24 protein-coding genes and 1 tRNA gene are annotated in these 22,707 nt (G+C 64.9%); 20 read left to right on the top strand and 5 right to left on the bottom strand.

Annotated elements, in window-relative coordinates; all coding sequences use genetic code 11:
* Positions 1-102 precede the first annotated feature (102 nt).
* Positions 103-408, top strand: a complete 306-nt coding sequence (locus tag LZ518_RS13050) for a PilZ domain-containing protein (protein WP_249916407.1) — start codon at positions 103-105, stop codon at positions 406-408.
* Positions 405-1,871, top strand: coding sequence for a glycerol kinase GlpK (gene glpK, locus LZ518_RS13045; protein ID WP_249916406.1), 1,467 nt, complete (start codon positions 405-407; stop codon positions 1,869-1,871). Before LZ518_RS13050 ends, glpK begins: the two co-directional genes overlap by 4 nt.
* An 87-nt stretch (positions 1,872-1,958) precedes the next feature.
* Here glpK and LZ518_RS13040 read toward each other — a convergent pair.
* From LZ518_RS13040 to LZ518_RS13030, 3 genes are all read right to left on the bottom strand, one after another.
* Positions 1,959-2,045: transfer RNA gene (locus LZ518_RS13040), tRNA-Leu, on the bottom strand.
* 89 nt (positions 2,046-2,134) lie between these two features.
* Positions 2,135-2,341 carry a helix-turn-helix domain-containing protein gene (locus LZ518_RS13035; RefSeq protein WP_249916405.1) on the bottom strand — a complete coding sequence of 69 codons (207 nt, stop codon included), beginning with the start codon at positions 2,339-2,341 and terminating at the stop codon, positions 2,135-2,137.
* A complete protein-coding gene (locus LZ518_RS13030; RefSeq protein ID WP_249916404.1) occupies positions 2,341-2,838 on the bottom strand; it encodes a DUF2975 domain-containing protein in 498 nt (165 codons plus the stop codon). Before LZ518_RS13030 ends, LZ518_RS13035 begins: the two co-directional genes overlap by 1 nt.
* A gap of 79 nt (positions 2,839-2,917) precedes the next feature.
* On the opposite strand from LZ518_RS13030, the gene LZ518_RS13025 reads away from it, so the two are divergent.
* The 5 genes from LZ518_RS13025 to LZ518_RS13005 all read left to right on the top strand — a co-directional run bounded on the left by LZ518_RS13025 (position 2,918) and on the right by LZ518_RS13005 (position 7,202).
* A complete protein-coding gene (locus LZ518_RS13025) occupies positions 2,918-4,099 on the top strand; it encodes an aspartyl protease family protein (RefSeq protein WP_249916403.1) in 1,182 nt (393 codons plus the stop codon).
* Positions 4,100-4,187: 88 nt separating this feature from the next.
* A complete protein-coding gene (locus tag LZ518_RS13020; protein WP_249916402.1) occupies positions 4,188-5,129 on the top strand; it encodes a complex I NDUFA9 subunit family protein in 942 nt (313 codons plus the stop codon).
* Between the two features lie 3 nt (positions 5,130-5,132).
* Entirely contained in the window at positions 5,133-5,933 is an 801-nt protein-coding gene (locus LZ518_RS13015; protein ID WP_249916401.1) for an undecaprenyl-diphosphate phosphatase, read from the top strand.
* Between the two features lie 57 nt (positions 5,934-5,990).
* Complete coding sequence (locus LZ518_RS13010; protein ID WP_249916400.1) at positions 5,991-6,413, top strand: hypothetical protein; 423 nt, start codon at positions 5,991-5,993, stop codon at positions 6,411-6,413.
* Between the two features lie 117 nt (positions 6,414-6,530).
* Positions 6,531-7,202, top strand: coding sequence for a glutathione S-transferase family protein (locus tag LZ518_RS13005; RefSeq protein WP_249916399.1), 672 nt, complete (start codon positions 6,531-6,533; stop codon positions 7,200-7,202).
* Positions 7,203-7,374: 172 nt separating this feature from the next.
* On the opposite strand, the gene ubiG is transcribed toward LZ518_RS13005, so the two are convergent.
* Positions 7,375-8,094, bottom strand: coding sequence for a bifunctional 2-polyprenyl-6-hydroxyphenol methylase/3-demethylubiquinol 3-O-methyltransferase UbiG (gene ubiG, locus LZ518_RS13000; protein ID WP_249916398.1), 720 nt, complete (start codon positions 8,092-8,094; stop codon positions 7,375-7,377).
* A gap of 72 nt (positions 8,095-8,166) precedes the next feature.
* Here ubiG and LZ518_RS12995 point away from each other — a divergent pair, with 72 nt between their 5' ends.
* The 9 genes from LZ518_RS12995 (at position 8,167) to ftsH (ending at position 18,943) form a co-directional block, all read left to right on the top strand.
* Positions 8,167-9,390 (top strand): aspartate kinase, encoded by a 1,224-nt coding sequence (locus tag LZ518_RS12995; protein WP_249916397.1) that lies wholly within the window; start codon positions 8,167-8,169, stop codon positions 9,388-9,390.
* Positions 9,387-10,445, top strand: a complete 1,059-nt coding sequence (locus tag LZ518_RS12990; protein ID WP_431358225.1) for an NAD(P)H-dependent flavin oxidoreductase — start codon at positions 9,387-9,389, stop codon at positions 10,443-10,445. Before LZ518_RS12995 ends, LZ518_RS12990 begins: the two co-directional genes overlap by 4 nt.
* 22 nt (positions 10,446-10,467) lie before the next feature.
* Positions 10,468-11,181: an EF-hand domain-containing protein gene (locus tag LZ518_RS12985; protein ID WP_249916396.1), complete on the top strand. Its 714-nt coding sequence runs from the start codon at positions 10,468-10,470 to the stop codon at positions 11,179-11,181.
* 94 nt (positions 11,182-11,275) lie between these two features.
* Positions 11,276-13,543 (top strand): phosphoenolpyruvate--protein phosphotransferase, encoded by a 2,268-nt coding sequence (gene ptsP / locus LZ518_RS12980; RefSeq protein ID WP_249916395.1) that lies wholly within the window; start codon positions 11,276-11,278, stop codon positions 13,541-13,543.
* An 87-nt stretch (positions 13,544-13,630) separates the two neighbouring features.
* A complete protein-coding gene (locus LZ518_RS12975; RefSeq protein WP_249916394.1) occupies positions 13,631-14,533 on the top strand; it encodes a helix-turn-helix domain-containing protein in 903 nt (300 codons plus the stop codon).
* A gap of 67 nt (positions 14,534-14,600) precedes the next feature.
* Complete coding sequence (locus LZ518_RS12970; protein ID WP_249916393.1) at positions 14,601-15,494, top strand: tetratricopeptide repeat protein; 894 nt, start codon at positions 14,601-14,603, stop codon at positions 15,492-15,494.
* Positions 15,495-15,507: 13 nt separating this feature from the next.
* On the top strand, positions 15,508-16,461 hold the full coding sequence (tilS, locus tag LZ518_RS12965; RefSeq protein WP_249916392.1) for a tRNA lysidine(34) synthetase TilS: 954 nt from the start codon (positions 15,508-15,510) through the stop codon (positions 16,459-16,461).
* 158 nt (positions 16,462-16,619) lie between these two features.
* On the top strand, positions 16,620-16,790 hold the full coding sequence (locus tag LZ518_RS12960) for a hypothetical protein (protein WP_249916391.1): 171 nt from the start codon (positions 16,620-16,622) through the stop codon (positions 16,788-16,790).
* A 197-nt stretch (positions 16,791-16,987) separates the two neighbouring features.
* Positions 16,988-18,943, top strand: a complete 1,956-nt coding sequence (ftsH, locus tag LZ518_RS12955) for an ATP-dependent zinc metalloprotease FtsH (protein WP_249916390.1) — start codon at positions 16,988-16,990, stop codon at positions 18,941-18,943.
* On the opposite strand, the gene LZ518_RS12950 is transcribed toward ftsH, so the two are convergent.
* Positions 18,940-19,980 (bottom strand): DUF3667 domain-containing protein, encoded by a 1,041-nt coding sequence (locus tag LZ518_RS12950; protein WP_249916389.1) that lies wholly within the window; start codon positions 19,978-19,980, stop codon positions 18,940-18,942. The genes ftsH and LZ518_RS12950 overlap by 4 nt on opposite strands.
* 94 nt (positions 19,981-20,074) lie before the next feature.
* On the opposite strand from LZ518_RS12950, the gene LZ518_RS12945 reads away from it, so the two are divergent.
* Genes LZ518_RS12945 through LZ518_RS12930 form a run of 4 tightly spaced genes read left to right on the top strand, consistent with a single transcriptional unit; the run spans position 20,075 to position 22,707 of the window.
* Positions 20,075-20,689, top strand: a complete 615-nt coding sequence (locus tag LZ518_RS12945; RefSeq protein WP_249916388.1) for a nicotinate-nucleotide adenylyltransferase — start codon at positions 20,075-20,077, stop codon at positions 20,687-20,689.
* Positions 20,690-20,699: 10 nt separating this feature from the next.
* On the top strand, positions 20,700-21,101 hold the full coding sequence (gene rsfS / locus LZ518_RS12940) for a ribosome silencing factor (protein WP_489146322.1): 402 nt from the start codon (positions 20,700-20,702) through the stop codon (positions 21,099-21,101).
* Positions 21,101-21,523, top strand: a complete 423-nt coding sequence (locus tag LZ518_RS12935) for a 23S rRNA (pseudouridine(1915)-N(3))-methyltransferase RlmH (protein ID WP_249916387.1) — start codon at positions 21,101-21,103, stop codon at positions 21,521-21,523. Before rsfS ends, LZ518_RS12935 begins: the two co-directional genes overlap by 1 nt.
* The gene (locus LZ518_RS12930; protein WP_249916386.1) at positions 21,520-22,707 is read left to right on the top strand and encodes a murein hydrolase activator EnvC family protein; all 1,188 of its coding nucleotides are present in this window, start codon (positions 21,520-21,522) and stop codon (positions 22,705-22,707) included. Before LZ518_RS12935 ends, LZ518_RS12930 begins: the two co-directional genes overlap by 4 nt.

Below are 22,707 nucleotides of genomic sequence, written 5' to 3'. Positions count from 1 at the left end.
GGCAGGCTAGCCCGTTATGGCGGCCCCGTCGACACAGCCCCTTCGCATCGGCGCGGAACGCGGCTAGGCTGGGGCCTGCTCGGAACGCAGGGGGACGGACCCATGAGCGATAAGCAAGACCCGCGCCGGGCGGAGCGCGTAGCGCTTCGCGCCGACATCGACTTCCGGCGCGCCGGCGAGCATCGCTGGCGTGTCAATATCCTCGACTTTTCGCCCGAAGGCTGTCGGATCGAGGCGCCGGTCAAGGTGACGGTCGACGACACCATCTGGATATCGCTGCCGGGAATCGAGACGATCCAGGGCACGGCCTGCTGGGTCAAGGAATGGGAAGTGGGCGTGGAATTCGCCAACCCGCTCTACCCATCGGTGTTCGAAATGGTGAGGGAGCGGATGAGTAAGGCCAAGTGAGCCGGCCGCTACTGGTCATTGACGAAGGAACAACCTCGACTCGGGCGATCCTGTTTGCGCCGGACGGATCCCTGACTGCATCAGCCCAGCGCCCGCTGACGCAGCATTATCCCGAGCCCGGGCAGGTCGAGCATGACGCCACCGAAATCTGGCGCAATACGCTGGAGGTTGCACAGGAAATGGTCGCGGCAGCCGGCGGGGCGGCCAATATCGCCGCGATCGGCATCACCAACCAGCGCGAGACCGTGGTCGCCTGGGATCGCTCGACCGGTGAGCCAATCGGTACCGCGCTGGTGTGGCAGGACCGCCGGACCGCGCATCGCTGCGCCGAGCTCAAATCGGCAGGGCATGAAGGCATGATCCAGTGGCGGACCGGCCTGCTGCTCGATCCCTATTTCAGCGCGTCGAAGATGGAATGGATCCTCCGCAACCGGTCCGAGGCCCGCGCGGCGGGCAATCGGCTGGCGTTTGGGACGATCGACAGCTGGCTGATCTGGAAGCTGACCGGCGGCATCGTCCACGCTACCGACGCAACAAACGCCAGCCGGACGATGCTGATGGCACTTAACGGCTCCGGGTGGGACGATGAGCTTTGCGCCCTGTTCGGGATAGACCCCGCCTCGCTTCCCAGCATCGTCGACAGCGCCGGCCAGATCGGGACGACCGATCCCGCACAGTTCGGAGCGCCGATCCCCATCTGCGGAGTGGCGGGCGACCAGCAGGCGGCGACCATCGGCCAGGGCTGCCTCACGCCTGGCGATACCAAGGCGACCTTCGGCACCGGCGCCTTCATTCTGACCAACAGCGGCGAAACGCCGCCGCATTCGGCCAACCGGTTGCTTTCGACCATACTTTGCCAGATCGGCGGCGAGCGCAGCTATGCGTTGGAGGGGAGCGTTTTCGTTGCCGGCAGCCTGATGCAATGGCTTCGGGATGGGGTCGGGCTAATCGTCACGGCGGCGGAAAGCGAACAGTTGGCGCGCTCGGTCGCCGACAATGGCGGCTGCTACATGGTCCCTGCCCTTTCCGGCCTCGGCGCGCCGCACTGGCGGCCCAACGCGCGTGGAGCGATCAGCGGCATCAGCTTCGCCACGACAAGGGCGCATATCGTCCGTGCCGCGCTGGAGGCGCAGGCCCACCAGGTCCATGACCTGATGATCGCCTTTGCCGCGGACGGGGTCCGCTGGGGGCGCCTGAAGATCGACGGCGGCATGGTGTGCAACGACTGGTTGGCGCAGGATTTGGCCGACATGCTCGACCTCACCGTCGAGCGGCCGGCGTTCATCGAGACCACCGCATTGGGCGCGGCGATGCTGGCTGCGGTCGGCGCGGGGATCTATTCCGGCCTGGACGCGGCCGCGGCGGCGATGCGGGGCGCGGTTACGACCTTTGAGCCGAACATGGGCGCGGACGAGCGCGAGCGGCGGCTCATGGGTTGGCGGGACGCATTGGGGAGAGTCTAGTTTGATCGCAATGTTCGGCTGTCCCCCGGACAGCCTGTGCTTTGATCGCTGGCTTCGCCGATCCCCCGGATCGGCTGCAGACAGCGATGGTGCCCAGGAGAGGACTCGAACCTCCACGCCCTTGCGAGCGCCAGCACCTGAAGCTGGTGCGTCTACCAATTCCGCCACCTGGGCACAGGTGCATTCGATTGCCGGTAGGCGGCGGCGCTTAGAGGGGCACGGCTGATTCTGTCAACAGCGTCATGTCGAGGCCGCTGCCGCACCTAGCCCGGGACATATTCGAGCAGGTCGCCGGGCTGGCAATCAAGCCGCTCGCAAATCGCTTCCAGGGTCTGGAACCGAACTCCCTTCACCTTGCCCGACTTGAGCAGCGAAAGATTGGCTTCGGTGATGCCGATCGCATCCGCCAGATCCTTGGACTTGACCTTGCGCAGGGCGAGCATGACGTCGAGGCGGACTATGATCGCCATCAGACGATCTCCTCCAGCTCGCTTTCGATGGCACGGGCCTGCTCCATCATCCGGGCCAGCAGAAACAGGAACAGCGCCCCGGCGAGTACCAACAGGTCGCTGAGCTCAAACGTCAACACGGCGCGCCCGCCCCCGTCGGCCAGCTTCCCGGCAATGGCGATTGCCGGCCCGGCAGAGACGTCGACCAGCATGGCCATGAACAGCCAGAAGGCAAACCCGCGAAACGAGCGCGTCACGCGCGGCCCGAATAGCGGACCGTCAGCGACCGCGCCCAGCATCTGCGCCAACCGCACCAGGGCGATTACAAACATGAGCAAGGTGAGGTCGATCAGCGCCTGTCCCGCCCATCCCGCCATGTCGGTATGGGTTTCCACCCGCAGCGGTCCGAGCGGCGAGCCCAGCCGGTTGAGCAGGTAAATGGCGACGATCAGGCCGATGCCGATCCAGACCAGCATGCGAAGGCGGCGGGCAGACCGGGCGATAGCGGGATTGTTCATCTTGACCTCATTATCGTTTTGCGATAATTTTTTTCACTTCTACAGCATAACCTTAAAGGCAAACAAGATGAGAATCCATATGCGACTCGCCGTTTGCGGTCTTTTGTTCGCCGCATCGACCGGCCTGTTTCTCCACGCCGCTTCGGCCCAGATCGCGACTCCCGCCGTGTCCGCCGTGGCCGGGCGCTCGCCGGCGATCCCCTTCGAACTCTATCGCGGCAACCGGATTGTTCTTTCCGGCCGGATCAACGGCGTCGAGACGGAGATGATGCTGGACAGCGGCGCCGGCGTGACCACGCTCGACAAGGCGTTCGCCGCCAAGATCGGGCTCAAGGGCGGACAGAAGATCGATGCTGAAGGAACTGGTGGCAGGCAGGATGCCGAGCTGTACCAGAACGTCACGATCGAAGCCGGCAACCTCAAATTTTCGGGCGCGACGGTGGTCGCGATCGATCTGACGCAGATCGCCAAGACGATCGGCCGGCCGATACCGGTGGTGCTGGGTCGCGAATTGTTCGTCAACAGCGTCATCGGCATGGATTTCGAGCAGGGCGAGATGACCCTCGCATCGCCGCAGGGCTTCACGCCCCCGGCCGGCGCGCACGAGGTCAAGCTGACGCGCGACGACACGCTTCATTTTCTGCCTATCTCGATTGGCGGCCTGCCTCCGATCGATGCGGCGTTCGACATCGGCAACGGCGGGGCGATCAGCCTGTCCCAGGAATATCATAGCAAGCAGCCACTGATCGCCTCCTTGCCCTATGGAACCAGCCTGGCAGGCGGAGTCGGCGGGCTGCACGAGGCCAGGCGCGTGACCCTGCCCACGGTTGAAATCGGCGGGTTCACTTTCGACAATGTTCCGGCCGACCTCGGCGGAAAGCCGAACGGACCCTATGCCGGCAAGGCCAATGTCGGCATCCAGATGCTGAAGCAGTTCAAGCTGACCATGGACCTCGGCCACGACCGCATCTGGCTGGAACGGGGCAAAAGGCCGGTTGAATTCTTCAAGGACCGGAGCGGGCTGTTCACCCTCCTCGAAGGCGACCATTTCAACGTGCTGCATGTGTCGCCGGGCAGCCCGGCCGATCGGGCCGGCTTCAAGAAGGGCGACAGACTGACCGCCATCAACGGGGTTGCAGTCGGGCCGGCATTCTACAACGGCCAGCTGTCGGGCTGGGCGCGCGGCGTGCCCGGGACCCGGGTCGAAATCCGCAAGTCGGATGGCGCGACTGTCACGCTGACCCTGGCCAACTACTATTAGTCTCATGACCGGCCCGCGCCCCTTGTCAGCGCGGGCCGCCCGGTCCTAGGACAGCCGGCGATTCCACCCGGCCAAGGACCGATTTTCCATGAGGCAAGCAGGCACGCCGCCGCTCATCACCATTTTTGGAGGAACCGGCTTCATTGGCCGATATGTGTGCGAGGCGCTGCTGAAAGCCGGGGCAAGGCTCCGCGTTGCCGGCCGCGACCCGCGCAAGGCCTGGTTCCTGCAGCCGCTGGGCTCGGTCGGACAGGTTTCCGCGGTCGGCGCCGACCTCGCCAAGCCGCCCACCATCGAGCATGCCCTCGACGGCGCGGACGCGGTGATCAACCTGGTCGGGGTGTTCAAGGGAAATCTGGAAGCCCTCCACGTCCAGGGTCCGGGCAAGCTGGCCGCCGCCGCAAAGAAGGCCGGCGCCAAGGCTTTCGTCCATGTGAGCGCGATCGGCGTCGATGCTGAAAGCGAATCCACCTATTCCGAGACCAAGGCGCGCGGCGAGCAGGCGGTAAAGGCCGCCTTCCCCAAGACGACGATCATCCGATCGAGCACCGTGTTCGGGCCGGAGGACGATTTCACCAACCGCTTCGCGGCGATGGGCGGCTGGCCGCTGCTGCCCGTGATCGCGCCGAAGACGCGCTTTCAGCCGGTCTATGTTCGCGACCTTGCCCGGGCGATCGCCATGGCTGCGCTGGACCCCAAGGCACATGGCGGCAAGACCTATGAGCTGGCGGGGCCGGAAGCGATGACCATGCTCGACCTCAATGCGCGGATCATGGCGCTGAGCGGACAGCAGCCCGAACTGGTCGAGGTGCCCGATTTCGTCGCGTCGGTTATTGCCGCGTTCGGCTTCCTCCCCGGCGCGCCGCTCTCCCGCGACCAATGGCTGATGCTTCAGAAGGACAATGTGCCAAGCGGCAAGCATCCCGGCTTCAAGGAGTTCGGGATCGCGCCGACCCCGCTTGGCGCCGTCGCGCCCGAATGGCTCGGCCGCTATAAGAAGGGCGGCCGCTTCGCGCCGAGCGCAGCCTAACCCGTGCCGGTACTGCTGCTCGTCATCATCCTCGGCATCGTCGAGGGCGTCACCGAATATCTGCCGGTCAGCTCGACCGGGCACCTGATCCTCGCCACCGAGCTGCTCGGCTACAAGGCCGACCAGTGGGCGCTGTTCAATGTCGCCATCCAGCCGGGCGCGATCCTGGCGATCATCGTCCTCTACTGGCGGACCTTCGTCGACGTGCTGGTCGGCCTGTGGCAGCGGCGGCCGAGCGCCTTCGCTTTTGTCCGCAACCTGGCTGTCGCGTTCATCCCGGCGGTCGTGCTTGGATTGGCGCTCGGCGACGATATCGAGCTGCTGCTCGGCAATGCGGTGGTGGTCGCCTGGGCGCTGATCGTCGGCGGCGTCGCCATCCTGATCATCGAAAGGCTGGCCAAGACCACCGACAAGGGCGGCGTGCAGAATGTCACGCTGATGCATTCGATCGGCATCGGGCTGGTCCAGTGCCTGGCGATGGTCCCGGGCGTCAGCCGGTCGGGCGCGACCATCCTCGGCGCAATGTCGATGGGCGTCGATCGAAAGACCGCCGCGGAATTCAGCTTCTTCCTTGCCGTGCCGACGCTGACCGGGGCGACCGCACTACAGCTTTACAAGCATGGCTCGACCATGCAGCCGGGCATGGGCGGCTGGATCCTGCTAGGGAGCCTGGTCAGTTTCGTGGTCGCGGTGGTGGTGGTCAAAGCGTTCGTATCGATCATCCAGCGCTACGGCTTCGCGCCATTCGCCTGGTACCGGATTATCGCCGGAGCAGTGGCGCTGGTTTGGCTTGCCGCACGCTAAAACATTGACCGGCAAGCGATAATCGCCATCCTAGGGGCGACTCGCGGGAGATTTGCAATGCGTACCATCTGGATTGCCCTGCCCCTGATGCTGGCCGCGACGCCTGCCGCGGCGGCACCGAAGGACATTCAAGTTCCGCGCGAATTCAGCGATCCGGCGATGGCCGACAAGCTCGGCAAGATGGCCGGCATCCTCACCCGCGCGCTGATGGACATGCCGGTAGGCGAGGTCGAAGCGGCAGTGCAGGGACGCGAGCCGACAACGGCCGACCGGGCCAAGCGAGTGCGCGACGAGATCGGCGGGCCGCAGGCGGAGCGGCAGGTCGAAGCGCAAGTGGCGCAATCGGGGCGGCAGATGCAGGCGGTGGGCCAGGCGCTGGTCGAATCGCTGCCGTCGCTGATGTCGGCGCTGGGAGATCTGGAGTCGCGGATGGAACGGGTGACGGCCAACATCCCGGACCCGACTTACCCTAAGCGCTGACGTCATTGCGAGCGGAGCGAAGCAATCCAGCTTTGCGACGACTGGATTGCTTCGTCACTTCGTTCCTCGCAATGACGGGTTGTTACAAATTCAACCGCCGCTAAAGCTGCCGCTTCCATGTGGCAGTTGTTCCAATTCCCTCTTTGTCCCTTTTCCCGCAAAGTCAGGCTCGTCCTTGGCGAGAAGGGCGTGGCGCATGAGCTGGTGCGCGAGAATCCGTGGGAGCGGCGCGATGAATTCGTCGACCTGAACCCGGCCGGCGAGACACCGGTAATCGTCGATTCGACCGCGGGGATCACCTTGATCGGAAGCCAGCCGATCGTCGAATATTTCGAAGAGACAGTCGACAAAATGCCGATGATCCACGGCAATGCGGTCGCCCGGGCCGAGATTCGGCGGCTGACCGTATGGTTTGACGAGAAGCTCTACCGCGAAGTGGTCGAGCCTTTGATGAACGAGCGTATGAGGAAGCGGCTGGTGAGCCGCGAAAGCCCGGATACGCGGGTGCTGCGCGAGGCGATGCGGATCGCCAACGGCCACCTCGACTATGTCGATTATCTGCTCGACCATCGGCGCTGGATCGCAGGCGCGGGCCTCAGCCTGGCCGATTTCACGGCGGCAGCGCATTTGAGCGTGATCGATTATCTCGGCGCGCTCGACTGGCGCGGCCACAAGCAGACCAAGGACTGGTATGCGGTGATGAAGTCGCGCCCGGCGTTCCGCCCGCTACTCGGCGAGCGGATGGAGGTGATCGTCCCACCGGCGCACTACGATAAGGTGGATTTCTAGCAAAGCTGCCGAGTGCAGCTGAGCGATTGCGCAGCAATCGTGAGGCAGCACGAAGAGACGGCGAATGCCGGGCGGCCTGCCGCGAAGCGGACAGGACCGACGGCGCGGATTCACTCCGCGCCGCGACCCCTCCACCAGCTACGCTGGTTCCCCTCCCCGTTCCGGGGAGGAGCTACGCCCACTTCGCTGCCACCAAATAATTCAACCTCAAATCCTCGCTCAAATGCAGTCCGCGCGTCGGGCTCATCGCAATGCCTTCGAAGTCGATGCACTCCAGCCCCGCATGTGCCAGCAGGCCCCGCATCATGTCGGGGTCGATGAATTTCTCATAGTCATGAGTGCCCTTGGGGATCTGGCCGAAGCCCTCCGCCAGGGTGATGGTCAGCAGCTTCGACCAGCCGGTCTTGTTGGGGGTGGAGAGGATCATCAGCCCGCCTGGAGCGAGCCGCGCGGAAAGCGCGTCGATGAAGTCCTGCGGGTCGGCGACATGCTCGACCACCTCCATCGCCGTGACCAGGTCAAATCGACCGTCGATGTCCTCGACGCCGGTGGCGCGATAGTCGATTTGGAGCCCCTGCCCGATCGCATGATCCCGGGCGACCGCGATCAATTCAGGAGCGGCGTCGACCGCCGTGACCCTTGCCCCCAGCCGGGCGAGCGGCTCGGCCAGCAGGCCCGCGCCGCAACCGACATCCAACGCACTCTTTCCCTCAAGCGGCTTGAAACCGCATTCGTCGCATTGCCAATGCTGGTCGATCATGTCGCGGACATAGGCGAGGCGCACGGGATTGAGCTTGTGCAGCATCGCCGACTTGCCGTTCGGGTCCCACCAGTCGGCCGCCATGCCGCCGAAATGCTGAGCTTCCTTGTCGAGGATGCTTGTTTTGGCCATGGCCTCTCCCTAACAGCAGGCCGCCATTCAAGCCAAGGACCAGATTTGCCCCGCCCAAGAACAAGAATAGTAATGAAATTCGGCGGAACCTCGATGGCCGGGATCGAGCGCATCCGTGTCGTGGCCGCGCGGGTCAAGCGCGAAGCCGACGCGGGCAACGAGGTCCTCGTCGTGGTCTCCGCCATGGCTGGCGAAACCGACCGTCTGGTCCAGCTGTGCCGCGAGGCATCCGCGCTGGCCGATCCCCAGGAATATGATGTGGTCGTCGCCAGCGGCGAGCAGGTGACGGCGGGGCTCCTTGCCATGACGCTGCAGAATATGGGCGCCAAGGCGCGCAGCTTCATGGGCTGGCAGTTGATGCGGGCCTCCGGCGTGCACGGCAACGCGCGGGTCGAAAAGGTCGAAGGCGCGCTGCTCGACGAAGCGCTGAACGAGGGCACTGTCGCGGTCATCCCCGGGTTCCAGGGAGTAAGCGAGGACGGCAGGGTCGCGACGCTGGGCCGCGGCGGGTCGGACACGTCGGCGGTGGCGATCGCGGCCGGGGTCAAGGCCGACCGCTGCGACATCTATACTGACGTCGACGGCGTCTACACGACCGATCCAAGGATCGTGCCGCAGGCGCGCAAGCTGACCAAAATCACCTTCGAGGAAATGCTTGAGCTGGCAGGTGTCGGCGCCAAGGTGCTGCAGGTACGCTCGGTCGGGCTCGCCATGCGCGAAAATCTTCCGCTGCGCGTGCTGACCGCATTCGATGATTTGCCGGGGACCGAGATCGTCCCCGAGCTAGGGGAAAATGACATGGAGCGAAACGCCATCGCCGGCATCGCCGCCGACCGCAACGAGGGGCGGATCACGCTGACCGGGATCGCCGACCGGCCCGGGATGGTCGCGGCCGTGATGCAGCCGCTGGCCGACGCCGGCCTGTCGGTCGACATGATCGTTCATGCCGCGACCGAAGGGCAGAACGCGAGCGACCTGACCTTCACCGTACCGGAAGCGATGATGGCGCAGGCGGCGGCGGTGCTGAACGCAAGGAAGGGCGACATTGGCTTTTCCGAAATCCATACCGACGATGCAGTCGCCAAGGTGTCGATCGTCGGGGTCGGTATCCGCTCCAATCCTGAGCTGGCCGCCAAGATGTTCGCCACCCTGGCGACAAGCGGCATCAATCTGCTGGCAGTCAGTGCCAGCGAGATCAAGGTCAGCGTGCTGGTGAAGGAGGATGAGATGGAGCTTGCGGTCCGGGTTCTTCACACAGCTTTCGGCCTCGATGCGCCGCGGGGAGAAGCAGCATGAGCGGCGAAGGCCTAATCGCGGAAGCCCGCGTGATGCATGGCGACGGCGGCATGGTGCGCCTCAAGGAATTGATGGCCCGCGGCACGGAATTCCTTGGGACCGAATGGGCGATCCTGGGTGGGGCGATGAGCTGGATTTCGGAGCGTCACCTCGTGTCCGCGATCAGCAATTCCGGCGGCTTCGGCGTGATCGCCTGCGGGGCGATGAGTCCCGAGTTGCTCGATGGAGAGATTGCGGGGACCAAGGAGCGCACGGCCAAGCCGTTCGGCGTCAACCTGATTACGATGCATCCGCAATTGAGCGAATTGATCGATGTCTGCGCCAGGCATGAGGTGACCCATGTGGTGCTCGCCGGCGGCTTGCCGCCGGGCGGCGCGATTGAGCGGATCAAGGGCAATGGCGCCAAGCTAATTGCCTTCACCCCGGCGCTTGCCTTGGCCAAGAAGCTGATGCGGTCGGGAGCCGACGCGCTGGTAATCGAGGGGATGGAGGCCGGCGGCCACATCGGACCGGTTTCGACCAGCGTCCTTGCGCAGGAAATCCTGCCGCACGTCGCCGCCGACATCCCGGTGTTCGTCGCCGGCGGGATCGGGCGAGGCGAGGCGATCGCCGCCTACCTCGAAATGGGCGCGGTCGGCGTCCAGCTCGGCACACGGTTCGTCTGCGCGCATGAGTGCATTGCCCATGCAAATTTCAAAAAGGCTTTCATCCGCGCATCGGCACGCGACGCGATCCCGTCCGTGCAGATCGACCCGCGCCTGCCGGTAATTCCGGTACGCGCGCTCAAGAACCGCGAGATGGAGAATTTCGCCGCCAAGCAGCGCGAGGTTGCGCAAAAGCTGGACGAAGGCGCGATCGAAATGGCCGAGGCCCAGCTTCAGATCGAGCATTATTGGGCGGGAGCGCTCCGCCGCGCGGTGATCGACGGCGACGTCGAGAGCGGATCGGTGATGGCCGGGCAGTCGGTCGGCATGGTCAACCGCGAGGAGCCGGTCGCCGACATCATCCAGGAGCTGGTCGACGAGGCCGCGGCGGCCCTGGGTTCGCGCGGCTAGCCCTGGTCCAGCCGGGCGATAAATGTCTGATACATTTTCCTCGGCCCAGAGGGCGCTGTTCGTCAAAAAGGGATTGGCCATGCACCCTGGACTGTTGGTTGCCACCGCGATGCTTCTCGGCTCCGTCGCCAACGCCCAACCCGCTGCGCCCCAGGGCCACGCAGCGAAGGGTCGATCGCAGATCTACCTGACGCTGATGGGCGAGCCGTTTCGCGGCCAGCCGGGCGCACCGCCGCCGCTCGACGACTGGATGGCCCGTGCCGACACCAATCATGACGGATCGATCAGCCTGATCGAGTTCGTTGCTGACGCCGGCCGGTTCCTGGACCTGCTTGACGTGAACAAGAACGGCCGCATCGATGCAGACGAGATCCAGCGTTATGAGCAAGTGGTCGCGCCGCCGGCGGTAAGGCTGGCAGGCGGCCTTCGGCCACCCGGATATCGGTCTACCGGTGCATCCCACGATACCTACTCCGGGGTCGACATGGGAGATGCGCAAGAGGGCGATCCCGATGCAGGCATCCAAATGCCTGGCGGGACCGGGTTCGGTCGAGGACCTGCGATGATTGCCGGATTGCCGCAGCCGGTGGCCATGGCCGACATAGATCTCAATCGGATCGTGACCAAGGAAGAATTCCAGCGGGTGGCGGTCCGGCGCTTCCAGGCAGCCGACTTCAATGGCGATCATGCCCTGTCCCGCGACGAGCTTTCAGGAAACTCGCGAAAGCATCGCTAGTTAGCGCCCACCATAGTGCTAGCCTGGAGAAGCGCGGCTGAGTTTCAGCCAGCGCCCTTGGAAAGCTGGGGCTTTCCTTGCATAGCATCGGTTCATGCCCCTGACCGCAGCCGCCTCCGCCCGCGAGATATTGACCGGCTTGCACGATGTGATGGCCAAGCGCGGCTCGGCGCAGGCCAAGCTGGACAAGGTGGTCGACCTCATCGCCGAGGCGATGCAGAGCGAGGTCTGTTCCATTTATTTGTTGCGCGAGCGGGCGCTGGAGCTGTTCGCAACCCACGGCCTCAGGAAGGAAGCGGTGCACGTCACCCGCCTCGGCCTTGGCGAGGGCCTGGTCGGCACAATCGCCGAGGAAGGGCGCATCCTGAACCTGGCCGAGGCCGCCAGCCATCCCGAGTTCGTCTATCGGCCGGAAACGGGCGAAGAGCGATTCCACAGCTTCGCCGGCGTGCCGATCATCCGCCGCGAAGCCGCGATCGGGGTTCTGGCGGTGCAGCATGCCGATCCTCGCCGTTACGACGATGTCGAGATCGAGGCGCTGCAGACCGTGGCGATGGTGCTCAGCGAAATGATCGCCAGCGCGCGGCTAGTCGACGGGGCCAGGACCGCCCGGCGCGATGCCGGCATGCAGCGGATCGAGGGGCTGAAGCTGGTCACCGGCATGGCCAAGGGCGTTGCCGTATTCCACCAGCCTAAGGTGGTGGTCGAACATACGGTCGCCGAGGACACCGAGGCCGAGCGCACCCGCGTGTACGCGGCATTCCGCAAGATGCGCGAGCAGATCGACAATATGACCCGCGAGGCCGAGTTCGGTACCGCCGGCGAGCATAATGAGATCCTCGAGACCTATAAGATGTTCGCCTATGACGAGGGATGGTCGCGGCGGATCAACGAGGCGATCGACAGCGGGCTTACCGCCGAAGCCGCGATCGAGCGGGTCCAGCAACGCACCCGCGCCCGGATGCGGGAAATCGACGATCCGATCCTGAAGGAGCGGATGCACGACCTGGAGGACCTGTCCAACCGCCTGATGCGGATCGTATCGGGCCGGATGGGGACCGCGGCGCAAACCGGGCTTACCAGGGATGCGATCCTGATCGCCAAGAACCTCGGCCCGGCCGAATTGCTCGAATATGACAAACGCCGCCTGAAGGGCGTGGTGTTGGAGGAAGGGTCGTTGACCGCCCACGTCACCATCGTTGCCCGGGCGATGGGCGTGCCGGTGGTCGGCCGCATCGGCGACATTCGTCACATCGCCAACGAGGGTGACACGATCCTGGTCGACGGCGACATGGGCACGGTTGTGGTCCGCCCCAACCGGCCGCTGGTCAACGCCTTCGAGCAGCGGATGTCGCTCAGCCAGAAGCGCCGCGCCGAATTCGCCGCGATCCGCACGCTGCCGCCCGAGACGAAGGACGGCGAGCGCATCACGCTGATGGTCAATGCCGGCCTGGCCGAGGATGCAGCCATGTTGGAAGCCGCCGGGGCCGACGGCATCGGACTGTTCCGGACCGAATTCCAGTTCCTGATCGCCGCGACCCTGCCGGGCCGCGAAAGCCAGCTTCGGCTGTACAAGAATGTGCTGGAGGCGGCTGGCGACAAGCCAGTTGTATTCCGCACGGTGGACATCGGCGGCGACAAGGCCCTGCCCTACCTGTCCGAGGAACAGAAGGACGAGAGCGAGAATCCGGCGATGGGCTGGCGCGCGCTGCGCCTCAGCCTGGAACGCAAGGCACTGATGAAGGCGCAGGCGCGAGCGCTGATCGAGGCGACCGCTGGGAAGACGCTGCGCGTAATGTTCCCAATGGTCAGCGAACCATGGGAATATGAGGAAGCGCGCGCCCTGTTCGAGGAGCAGATCCAATGGGCCAAGGGCGCCAAGCGGGGCGTGCCCAAGGCAGTCGAGTTCGGCGCGATGCTGGAAGTGCCGAGCCTGGCCGAGATGCTCGACCTGCTTTTGCCGCGGGTTGATTTCCTGTCGATCGGGACCAACGATCTTACCCAATTCCTGTTTGCCGCCGACCGGGCCGACCCGCGGCTGGCAGAGCGTTACGATTGGCTCAGCCCGGCGATCCTGCGCTTCCTGCGCCGCGTCGCGATCCAGGCGAAAGCAGCGGGCGTGCCAGTCCGCGTGTGCGGCGAGATGGCCGGGCGGCCACTCGAGGCGATGGCGCTGATCGGCATCGGCATCGACAGCTTTTCGATCACTCCAGCGGCCGTCGGGCCGGTCAAGGCCATGGTCCGGTCCATCGAGGCCGAAGCTGTCCGCAGCAAGGTAACGGCACTGCTTGCCAAACCGCCCGCCAACATGCGGAAATCGCTGGCCGATTGGGCCAAGCGGCACAGCGTCGCGATCGGCTGATTTTTCACCTCGAACTGCGGTTGACAGCGGGCCGTCCGCTCCCGACAACGGGCGCAAATTCAATGGCATCATCGGTTGGGGAAACCAATGGACGAGACGGAATTGGACGACGTCATCACGGTCGGCCAGCGCCTCAAGGAAGCTAGAGAAGCCAAGGGACTTTCGGTCGAGGATGTGGCCGCGCAGACCCGTATTCCGACGCGGCATTTGACCAGCCTGGAAGAAAGCGATTGGGATAAGCTTCCGGCCGCCACCTACTCTATCGGCTTTGCCAAAAACTATGCCGGCGTAGTTGGCCTCGACCGTAACCAAATCGGCGACGAGTTGAGGGCGGAAATGGGTGGCCGGCTAGCTGCCGCAGTCCATCCCGAGGTTTACGAAGCCGTCGATCCAGCGCGCACCATGCCAAAAGGCCTGGTGTTCGGCGCTCTCGGGGTGCTCGTGCTGGTCGTGCTTGCGCTGAGCTGGCTGAGCAATCGCTCGATGCAGCCTGACCAAGCGGTTGCCGAAGAAAATGCCGTTGCGTCCGTCGAAGCCGCCGCTGCGGCACCGCCACCGGTTGCATCCGCACCGACGTCGGGACCGGTGGTGCTCACCGCCACGGCACCGGCGTGGATCCAGGTCACCGACAATGGTCAGACGCTGTTCTCGGGCGAGCTTGCTCCGGGCCAGAGCTATACCGTCCCGGCGACCGCAACGGCTCCGCTGTTGAAGGCCGGCAAGCCCGAAGCGCTTCGGGTCAGTGTCGGCACCGCGATCGCGCCGCCGGTCGGGCCGGCCGGCAAGGTCGCCGCCAATGTCAGCCTGCGGCCTGCGGACCTGATGAAAGGACCGCCCAGCACAGCAGTTCAGCCCACCGTAGTACCGGTTGCACCAAATGTGCGGCCGGCAACGCCACCGCCCGCCCGTCGCCCAACACCGGCAGCGGTCGAGCCTGCTGCGCCGAATGTCCCGCAGGCCAATGCGACCGCGCCTGACGCGACCAATTGATTCACCCGAGCGACAGCCAATGCCTGCCATCCTGTCTGCGCTAAATTCCGACATTTCGAGGACTATCATGCGTTTCCGTTCTACCCTTCTCCTGTTAGCCGCGTCCGCTATCGCCCTCACCCCCGCCGCCGCCCAACGCCGTCCCGCAACACCCGAGCAGCGGATCGACCGGCTGGAGCGCCAGGTCCGGCAGGTGCAAAAGCAAGTATTTCCCAAGGGCCAACCGGCCGACACAGCCGGATTCAGCGACGATCCGGCGGCGACCCAGGATTCGGTGACCAACCTCAATGGCCGATTGGACGCGGTCGAGCGTCAGCTGGCCGATATCCTGCGTCAGTCCGAGGAGAACGGAAATCGTGTCGCGCAAATGGAGGCCGAGGTCGCCCGGCTTCGCGCCGACCAGGATCGCCGCCTGCGCGCGCTGGAAACGGCGCCGGCGGACAATCGGGACGCAAGCGAGCAAAGCGGCCAAGGCGACCAGGCCGAGGCCGCCCCGCCGCCGTCGCGGCCGAAGGTGGAGAATGGACCGGCCAAGCTTCAGCCGGTGGCAACCGCAACCGACGCCGGACTCGATCCCGCAGAAGCCGCCTATGACGAAGGCTATCAGCTGTGGACGGCCGGCAAATATGATGCGGCGATTAAATCGCTGCAGGCCTTCACCAAGAAATATCCTGACCACCGCCGTGCCAGCTGGGCTTATAATCTGGCCGGGCGGGCGCAGCTCGACAAGGGTCAACCGCGCGCTGCGGCCGAGACATTGCTGGCCAACTATCGCCGCGACCCAAAAGGCGAGCGTGCCCAGGACAGCCTGTTTTACCTCGGCCAGTCGCTGGTGAAGCTGGGCCAGCCGGGGCAGGCCTGCAAGGCCTATGCGGAGCTTGAAGAGGTTTATGGCGCCAGTCTTCGAGCCCCGCTCAAGACAGCCCTACCCGGCGCCAAGGCCGAGGCCAGGTGCAGCTAAGGGCATTTGCCCTATGATCCCGGCGGCAGAAGCTTCAATCCGCTTTGCCGCCGATCTCGATGCCCTTTCGCCCAGGGATGCGCGGATCGGCATCGCTGTCTCCGGCGGCCCGGATAGCCTGGCGCTGTTGTTGCTGGCGGCGGCGGCGCGGCCGGCAAGTGTCGAAGCGGCGACGGTCGATCATGGCCTAAGGCAAGAGAGCGCCGAAGAGGCGGCGATGGTTGCCGAGCTTTGCGCCGAACTCGATATCCCGCACCGGACCTTGATCGCCGATTGGAGCGAACCGCCCGCGGCCAATGTGCAAGCCGAGGCCCGGGCAATGCGCTACCGGCTACTCAACGAGTGGGCGATCGATCGCGGCCTGTCGGCGATCGCCACGGCTCACCATGCCGATGACCAGGCGGAAACGCTGCTGATGCGGCTGTCGCGCGGCGCCGGCGTCGGCGGCCTTGGCGGAACCCGCGCCCGCCGCGCCTTGTCCGAGCAAGTCGACCTGATCCGCCCGCTGCTTGGCTGGCGCAAGACGGAGCTAGCGAAACTGGTCGCCGAGGCCGGACTGACTCCGGTCGACGATCCAAGCAACCGCGATCCGAAGCATGACCGCAGCCGTATGCGGGAATGGCTTGCCGGCGCCGATTGGGCCGATCCGGCGCGCCTGGCGGTCAGCGCCTCGGCGATCCGCGAAGCCGACGAAGCGCTCGACTGGGCGTTGGCCCCGCTGATTGCGTCGCGGGTCAAGCAGGATGGGGGGGCACTGATCATCGAGCCGTTCGACCTGCCGCGGGAATTGAAGCGCAGGTTGCTGCTGGCGGCGTTCGCCGAGTTTGGCGTGGTAGCGCCTCGTGGTCCCGACCTGATCCGCGCGCTGGAAGCTCTTGAACGCGACGAGACCACGACCCTGTCGGGGCTAAAGCTGGAGGGCGGGACATTTTGGCGGCTGTCGATGGCCCCGGCCAGGCGGTCGTGATGATTGCGGAGATGTTTGTTGCGAGGCCGTGATGGACTCGACGTCACCCCCAATTCCGTTAAATTCCCGTTCAACGACTCGTGAGGGTCGCGCTTCACTAGGGGAGGGGGCGCTTGGAAACCGACATTCGATATTACCGCCGTAGAGCGTGCGAAGAGATGAGCGCCGCATCGCGTGCGGTAACGCCCCAGGCCAGGGAGAGGCGGCTCTACCTGGTCAATCTTTACCTGGACCGCCTCAAGGCGCTGAATGCGCCGTCACCATTCGATGACGAACTTCGCCCCGGTTCGGCCTTTGCCTGGGCACAGCGCCATTCGGGGCACGCCTGAATATTGAGCCACCGAGCGCAGGCGAACGATCGCGCAGCGATCAAGCGCCAGCGCGCAGAGATGGCGAAATTCAGACGGCCTGCGCTGCTCAACGATTGCACACAATCGTTTCGCTGCGCTTGGCCACTCTAGCACCGTTCCATTGTCATTAAGGGGAATGCGCCTATTTTAGGCACGCATTCTCAAGGAACGGATACGTGGACGAAAAACCAAGCGACAAGAAGCCCGGCAATCCCTGGACCAAGTCCCTGCTGATCTGGGTGGCAGTGCTGTTTGGACTGGTGCTGTTCGTCCGCGCCTTCGACAGCGGCAGCGCCGCGCAGGGCGAGCCGCTGGCCTATTCCGATTTCGTCGCCCAGGTTGACGAAGGCAATGTCCGTTCGGTGACGATCGCCACCTCCACGGTCGGCAATGTGACGATCAGCGGCAAGATGGCCGACGGCAAGGCGTTCCGAACGGTCGCCCCGCCCAACACCAATGTGGCCGACCGGCTGGTCGGCAAGGGCGTCGGCGTGGCGGTCAAGGCCGAGGAACAGTCGAGCGTCTGGCTGATCCTGCTTTACCAATCGCTTCCGTTCCTGCTGATCCTCGGCATCAGCTTCTTCGTCATGCGCCAGATGCAGAAGAATGCCGGCGGCGGAGCGATGGGCTTCGGCAAGAGCCGCCATCGCATGCTGACCGAAAAGCAGGGCCGCGTGACCTTCGCCGACGTGGCCGGCATCGATGAGGCCCGCGAAGAGCTTCAGGAAATCGTCGAATATCTCAAGGACCCCGGCAAGTTCGCGCGGCTGGGCGGCAAGATTCCAAAGGGCGCATTGCTGGTCGGCTCGCCTGGCACCGGCAAGACATTGCTGGCCCGCGCCATCGCCGGCGAGGCTGGCGTGCCGTTCTTCACCATCTCCGGCTCCGACTTCGTCGAGATGTTCGTCGGCGTCGGCGCCAGCCGAGTCCGCGACATGTTCGAGCAGGCCAAAAAGGCCGCGCCGTGCATCGTTTTCATCGACGAGATCGACGCCGTCGGCCGCCACCGTGGAGCCGGGCTCGGCAACGGCAACGACGAGCGCGAGCAGACGCTCAACCAGCTGCTGGTCGAGATGGACGGCTTCGAGGCCAACGAAGGCATCATCATCATCGCTGCGACCAACCGGCCCGACGTTCTCGACCCGGCGCTGCTGCGCCCGGGCCGGTTCGACCGCCAGGTAGTGGTCCCTCGACCCGATATTGACGGCCGCGAGCAAATCCTTGGTGTCCACATGAAGAAGGTTCCCCTGGCGCCGGACGTCGATCCGCGAGTCATTGCCCGCGGAACTCCGGGATTCTCCGGTGCTGACTTGGCCAACCTGGTCAACGAGGCCGCACTACTGGCCGCCCGCAAGGGCAAGCGGCTGGTCGCTATGCAGGAATTCGAGGAAGCCAAGGACAAGGTCATGATGGGCACCGAACGGCGCTCCATGGTCATGACCGAAGACGAAAAGCGGATGACCGCCTATCACGAGGCCGGTCACGCGATCGTCGCCCTCCACGAAGAGGCGTCGGACCCGATCCACAAGGCGACGATCATCCCGCGCGGCCGCGCGCTGGGCATGGTGATGCGCCTGCCCGAGCGGGACAATTACAGCTACCACCGCGACAAGATGTACGCGAACCTCGCCGTTTCGATGGGCGGACGCGTCGCCGAAGAGCTGATCTTCGGTTACAACAAGGTTTCGTCAGGCGCCTCTTCGGACATCAGCTATGCCACTGGCCTGGCCCGCGACATGGTCACGCGTTGGGGTATGTCCGACGCGCTGGGACCGCTGCAATATGCCGAGGCCGACGAAGAGGTTTTCCTCGGCTATTCGGTCAATCGGCAGAAGAACATGTCGAACGAAACCGCCCAGGCGATCGACAAGGAGATCCGCCGGATCGTCGAGCAGGGCTATGACCGGGCCAAGCACCTGCTGACCGAGCATGGCGACGAGCTGGAGAAGCTGGCGCAGGCGCTGCTCGAATATGAGACGCTGTCGGGCGACGAGATCAAGATTGTCCTCGAAGGCGGGTCGATCGACCGTGGCGGCATCAAGGGACCGGTCATCCCGTCAGCTGGATCGTCGATCCCGAAGGCCAAGCGGCCAAGGCCCGGCATCGGCGGCGCAGCTCCGGCGGGGACCTAAAGGACGCCGATCGCCACGGCAGTCAGGAAGAACAGCGTCCCGGCAATAAAAGAGAAAGTGACCAGCGCGAAGGTGCGGAGCACCGCGCTGGTTCGCGAAAGGCTGTAGGCCCCCTTGAGTTGCCGGTACATGTGGATCGGCGGGATGAAAAACAGCATCGAAGCGAGGCCGGAATAACCACCCGCGACGAGCAGGCCGCCGGCAATTACCAGCATCATCATGAACGATAGCGAATAGGTCACGAACACGGTGTGGTCGTAGAGCCGGTAGCGGCGGCTCATCGGGAACAACAGCCACAGGAAGGGTGCCGAAAAGGGAATCAGGAGCCAGCTATATTTGGAGGCGGCGTCCTGAATACCCGTGACCATCAGCTCCGGATTTTCCTGCCCGCGCTTGACCGCTTCCTTCACCCAGCCCGGCGCTTGGTCACTGTCGTCGAGATCGGTCTGGAACACCTGGCCGTTCTGGACGCGCTGGAGGTGAGCTAGATCCCTGTTCTCTTCGGCGATCTTGCGATCGATCGCGGCCAGATTCTGTCCGGCCGCCTTTGCCGCCGTCCGCTTCATCTCAAGCTCGATGATCTTGGCGCGCTCTTCCTTGACTGCGGTGCTGACACCCGACTTCACGGCCTCGGTGTCAGGATCGATCGCGCCGGTCGAGTTGAGCACCGCGAACATCAGGAAGACACTGAACAAATAGAGGGCCACCGGAGAAATGAACCGCGCGCGCTCGCCGGCGATGTAGCGCCGGGTGAGGTCGCCGGGGCACCAGGCCAGCATCGGCAGGGTTCGCCAGAACTTACCTTCGAAGTTCAACAGCCCGGCGACGAAATCGCCCATGAAAGCCCTGAGCGAGCGATGGATATGTGCCTTTTGCCCGCAGGCCGAGCAATAGGGCCCATTGAGGGACGCGCCGCAGTTAAGGCAGTTATTCTCGTGGGTGTGCCCGTCGTCACCAGCTTCGCCAGCGGCCGGTTCGACCGCCCGAGCCAGCAGCCCGCCGGTCACTGCCTCGCCGATGCCCTCGAGTTCGCCCATTCACATCCCCCATCGGGCACCCATCAAACTACTGTTTTGATGGGACCCTGCCGCCCTCTTACCTCTTGGCAGTGCAGCGTGCTAGCGACCTGATATGCGCATCGGCCTCCTAGGCGGCAGCTTCAATCCGGCTCACCGCGCCCATCGGCGGATGAGCCTCGCGGCCATGGAAGCGCTCGACCTCGACGAAGTCTGGTGGCTGGTGTCGCCGGGCAACCCGCTGAAAAACAAGGCGAAAGACATGGCGCCTTTTGCGGCGCGGCTTGGTTCGGCGCGGGCCATGGCACGGGGCAGCCGGATCAAGGTCAGCGATTTCGAGGCAAGGGCCGGCACCCGCTACACCGTCGATACAATTCGCCTGATCCTTCATCGCTGGCCCAAGCACCGTTTCATCTGGCTGATGGGCGAGGATACTGTGGCCCAATTCCATCAGTGGAAGGACTGGCGGACCCTGGCTCACATGGTGCCGATTGCGGTGCTTTCCCGGCCCGGCTATGATGACGATGCCCGTGCGGCGCGCGCGACGGGCTGGTTGCGGTGGTTCGTCCACCCCGCACGCCAGGCAAAAAATTGGACGGAATGGAGTGCACCGGCGATTAGCTTCCTTCGCCTGCCACCCGACCGAACTTCCGCCACTAGGCTGCGCGCACTTAATCCTGACTGGCATCGCCGCTTTTCGTCTCGCCGGCGACGCCCGGTCCATCCCTAGAGGAGTCCCTTTGGCCGATCCCAACAATGTGCCTGACGCCTCGGCCAAGCCGGTCGACGTCGAGGCGCTGCATAACCTCGTCATGAAATCGCTGGACGACGACCAGGCGGTCGAGGTGGTGACTATCCCGCTCGCCGGAAAATCGTCGATAGCCGACCATATGGTGATCGCCTCCGGCCGTTCATCGCGCCAGGTCGCGTCGATGGCCAACAAGCTCGCCGACCGCATCAAGAAGGAATTCGGCCGTCCGGTGCGGATCGAAGGACTGCCGGTGGCCGACTGGGTGCTGATCGACGCCGACGACGTCATCGTCCATCTGTTCCGGCCCGAGGTACGGACCTTTTACAACCTCGAGCGCATGTGGGCGTTCGGCGATGAGGCTCCGGCCAAGGCCGCCACTCCCGGCGCCTAGTGCTGCTCCACATCATCGCGCGCGGAAAAATTGGCCGGTCGCCCGAAGGGGAGCTGACCGAGCGTTACCTGAAGCGCATCAACTGGCCGACCAAGGTGACAGAGCTGCCCGATCGCGGCGGAGCGATGCCAGATCCAGTTCCAAATGGGGTAATCGTGGCCTTGGACGAGCGCGGCAAGACACTGTCGTCGATCGAATTTGCCAGGAAGCTGGAAGGCTGGCGCGACAATGGGCGGCGCGAGGCAAGGTTCCTGATCGGCGCCGCCGATGGCCACGACCAGTCGATCAAGGACAAGGCCGACCTGCTGCTGTCGTTCGGCCCCGCAACCTGGCCGCACATGCTGGCCAGGGCGATGCTGGCCGAGCAATTGTTCCGGGCAACCAGCATCCTCGCCAATCATCCCTATCATCGCGAGGGATGATGCGCGGCCTGTCCATACTTTTGCTGGCGATCGCTCCCGTCGTGGTGGCGGCCAGCGCCCCCGTCGCACCGGTGGGGCCGTCAGCCAATAGCAGGCTGGCGGAGGCGGAGGCTGAAGCAAAGGCGGCGGCAACGCGGCTGCAGGCGCTTGAGAGCCAGGCGGGCAAGGCCAAGTCCGAGGCGGATCGGCTTCGGGCCGAGCAGGTTGCGGCCGCGGCGGCGATCGAGGAGGCCGAGGCCAGGATCAGCGAATCCGGCGCCCGGTTGCAGCTGGCACGCGCCGAGGCGGCGCTCGCCGAACAACGCCTGGCCGACCGCAGGGCCCCGCTCGCGGCACTGCTTGCCGGTCTCGCTACCATGGGGCGCCAGCCCCCGCTGCTGGCACTTGCCGACCGGGGTTCGATCGATGAACTGGTCCGGGTCAAGGCGCTGCTCGACGCGACCATGCCCGTGATTGAGCGCCGAAGCGCGGCATTGAAGGGTGAGCTGGATCAGCGACGAAAGTCCGTCGAGGCCGCGGCAGGAGCGCGCGACGACCTGGCAAAAAGCCGCGCCGAGCTTTCACGCCGCCAGCAGCGCTTCGCCGAGCTGGAGACGAGGGCCGCCGACCGCGCCGGCCAGCTGGCCGGAGAGGCGTTCGGAGCCGGCGATCGGCTATTGGTCAGCAACGAGGCGCTGTCGAGCGCCGGAGTCGAGGCCGTTGAACGGCACGCCGCACTGCGCAGCGCCGCCGATACCGCTGCTCTGGGCCTCGCGCCGCCCCGGCCGATGCGCGGCGATTCCGCGCTTCCGCCGTCGGATTTCGCGTACAGCCTGCCAGTGGGGGCTCCGCTGACGGACGGGCTCGGCAGCATCAGCGGCGCAGGCATCATCTCCCGCGGACTGAAGTTCGACACGGCGCGCGGCGCCCAGGTCATCGCGCCCGCCGACGGCGAGATATTATTCGCCGCCCCTTACCGGGGCCAGGACGGCCTGGTGATCATCGACCATGGCAATGGCTGGACCAGCCTGTTGCTCGGTGTCGCGAGCGACAAGCCCAAAGGAGCAAGGATAGTGCGCGGCGAGTATCTCGGGCGGGCGCTGGGGTCGGTCGGGGTCGAATTGAGACGAAATGGCCTTCCGGTTTCGCCCGCCTTAATCGCAGCTTCATCTGTTCCGCTGTCAAATAGCGGCGATAAACGTTAA

The organism is Sphingomonas brevis, assembly GCF_023516505.1.
Taxonomy (GTDB): domain Bacteria; phylum Pseudomonadota; class Alphaproteobacteria; order Sphingomonadales; family Sphingomonadaceae; genus Sphingomicrobium; species Sphingomicrobium breve.
This window is presented reverse-complemented; position numbering and strand designations above follow the sequence as displayed.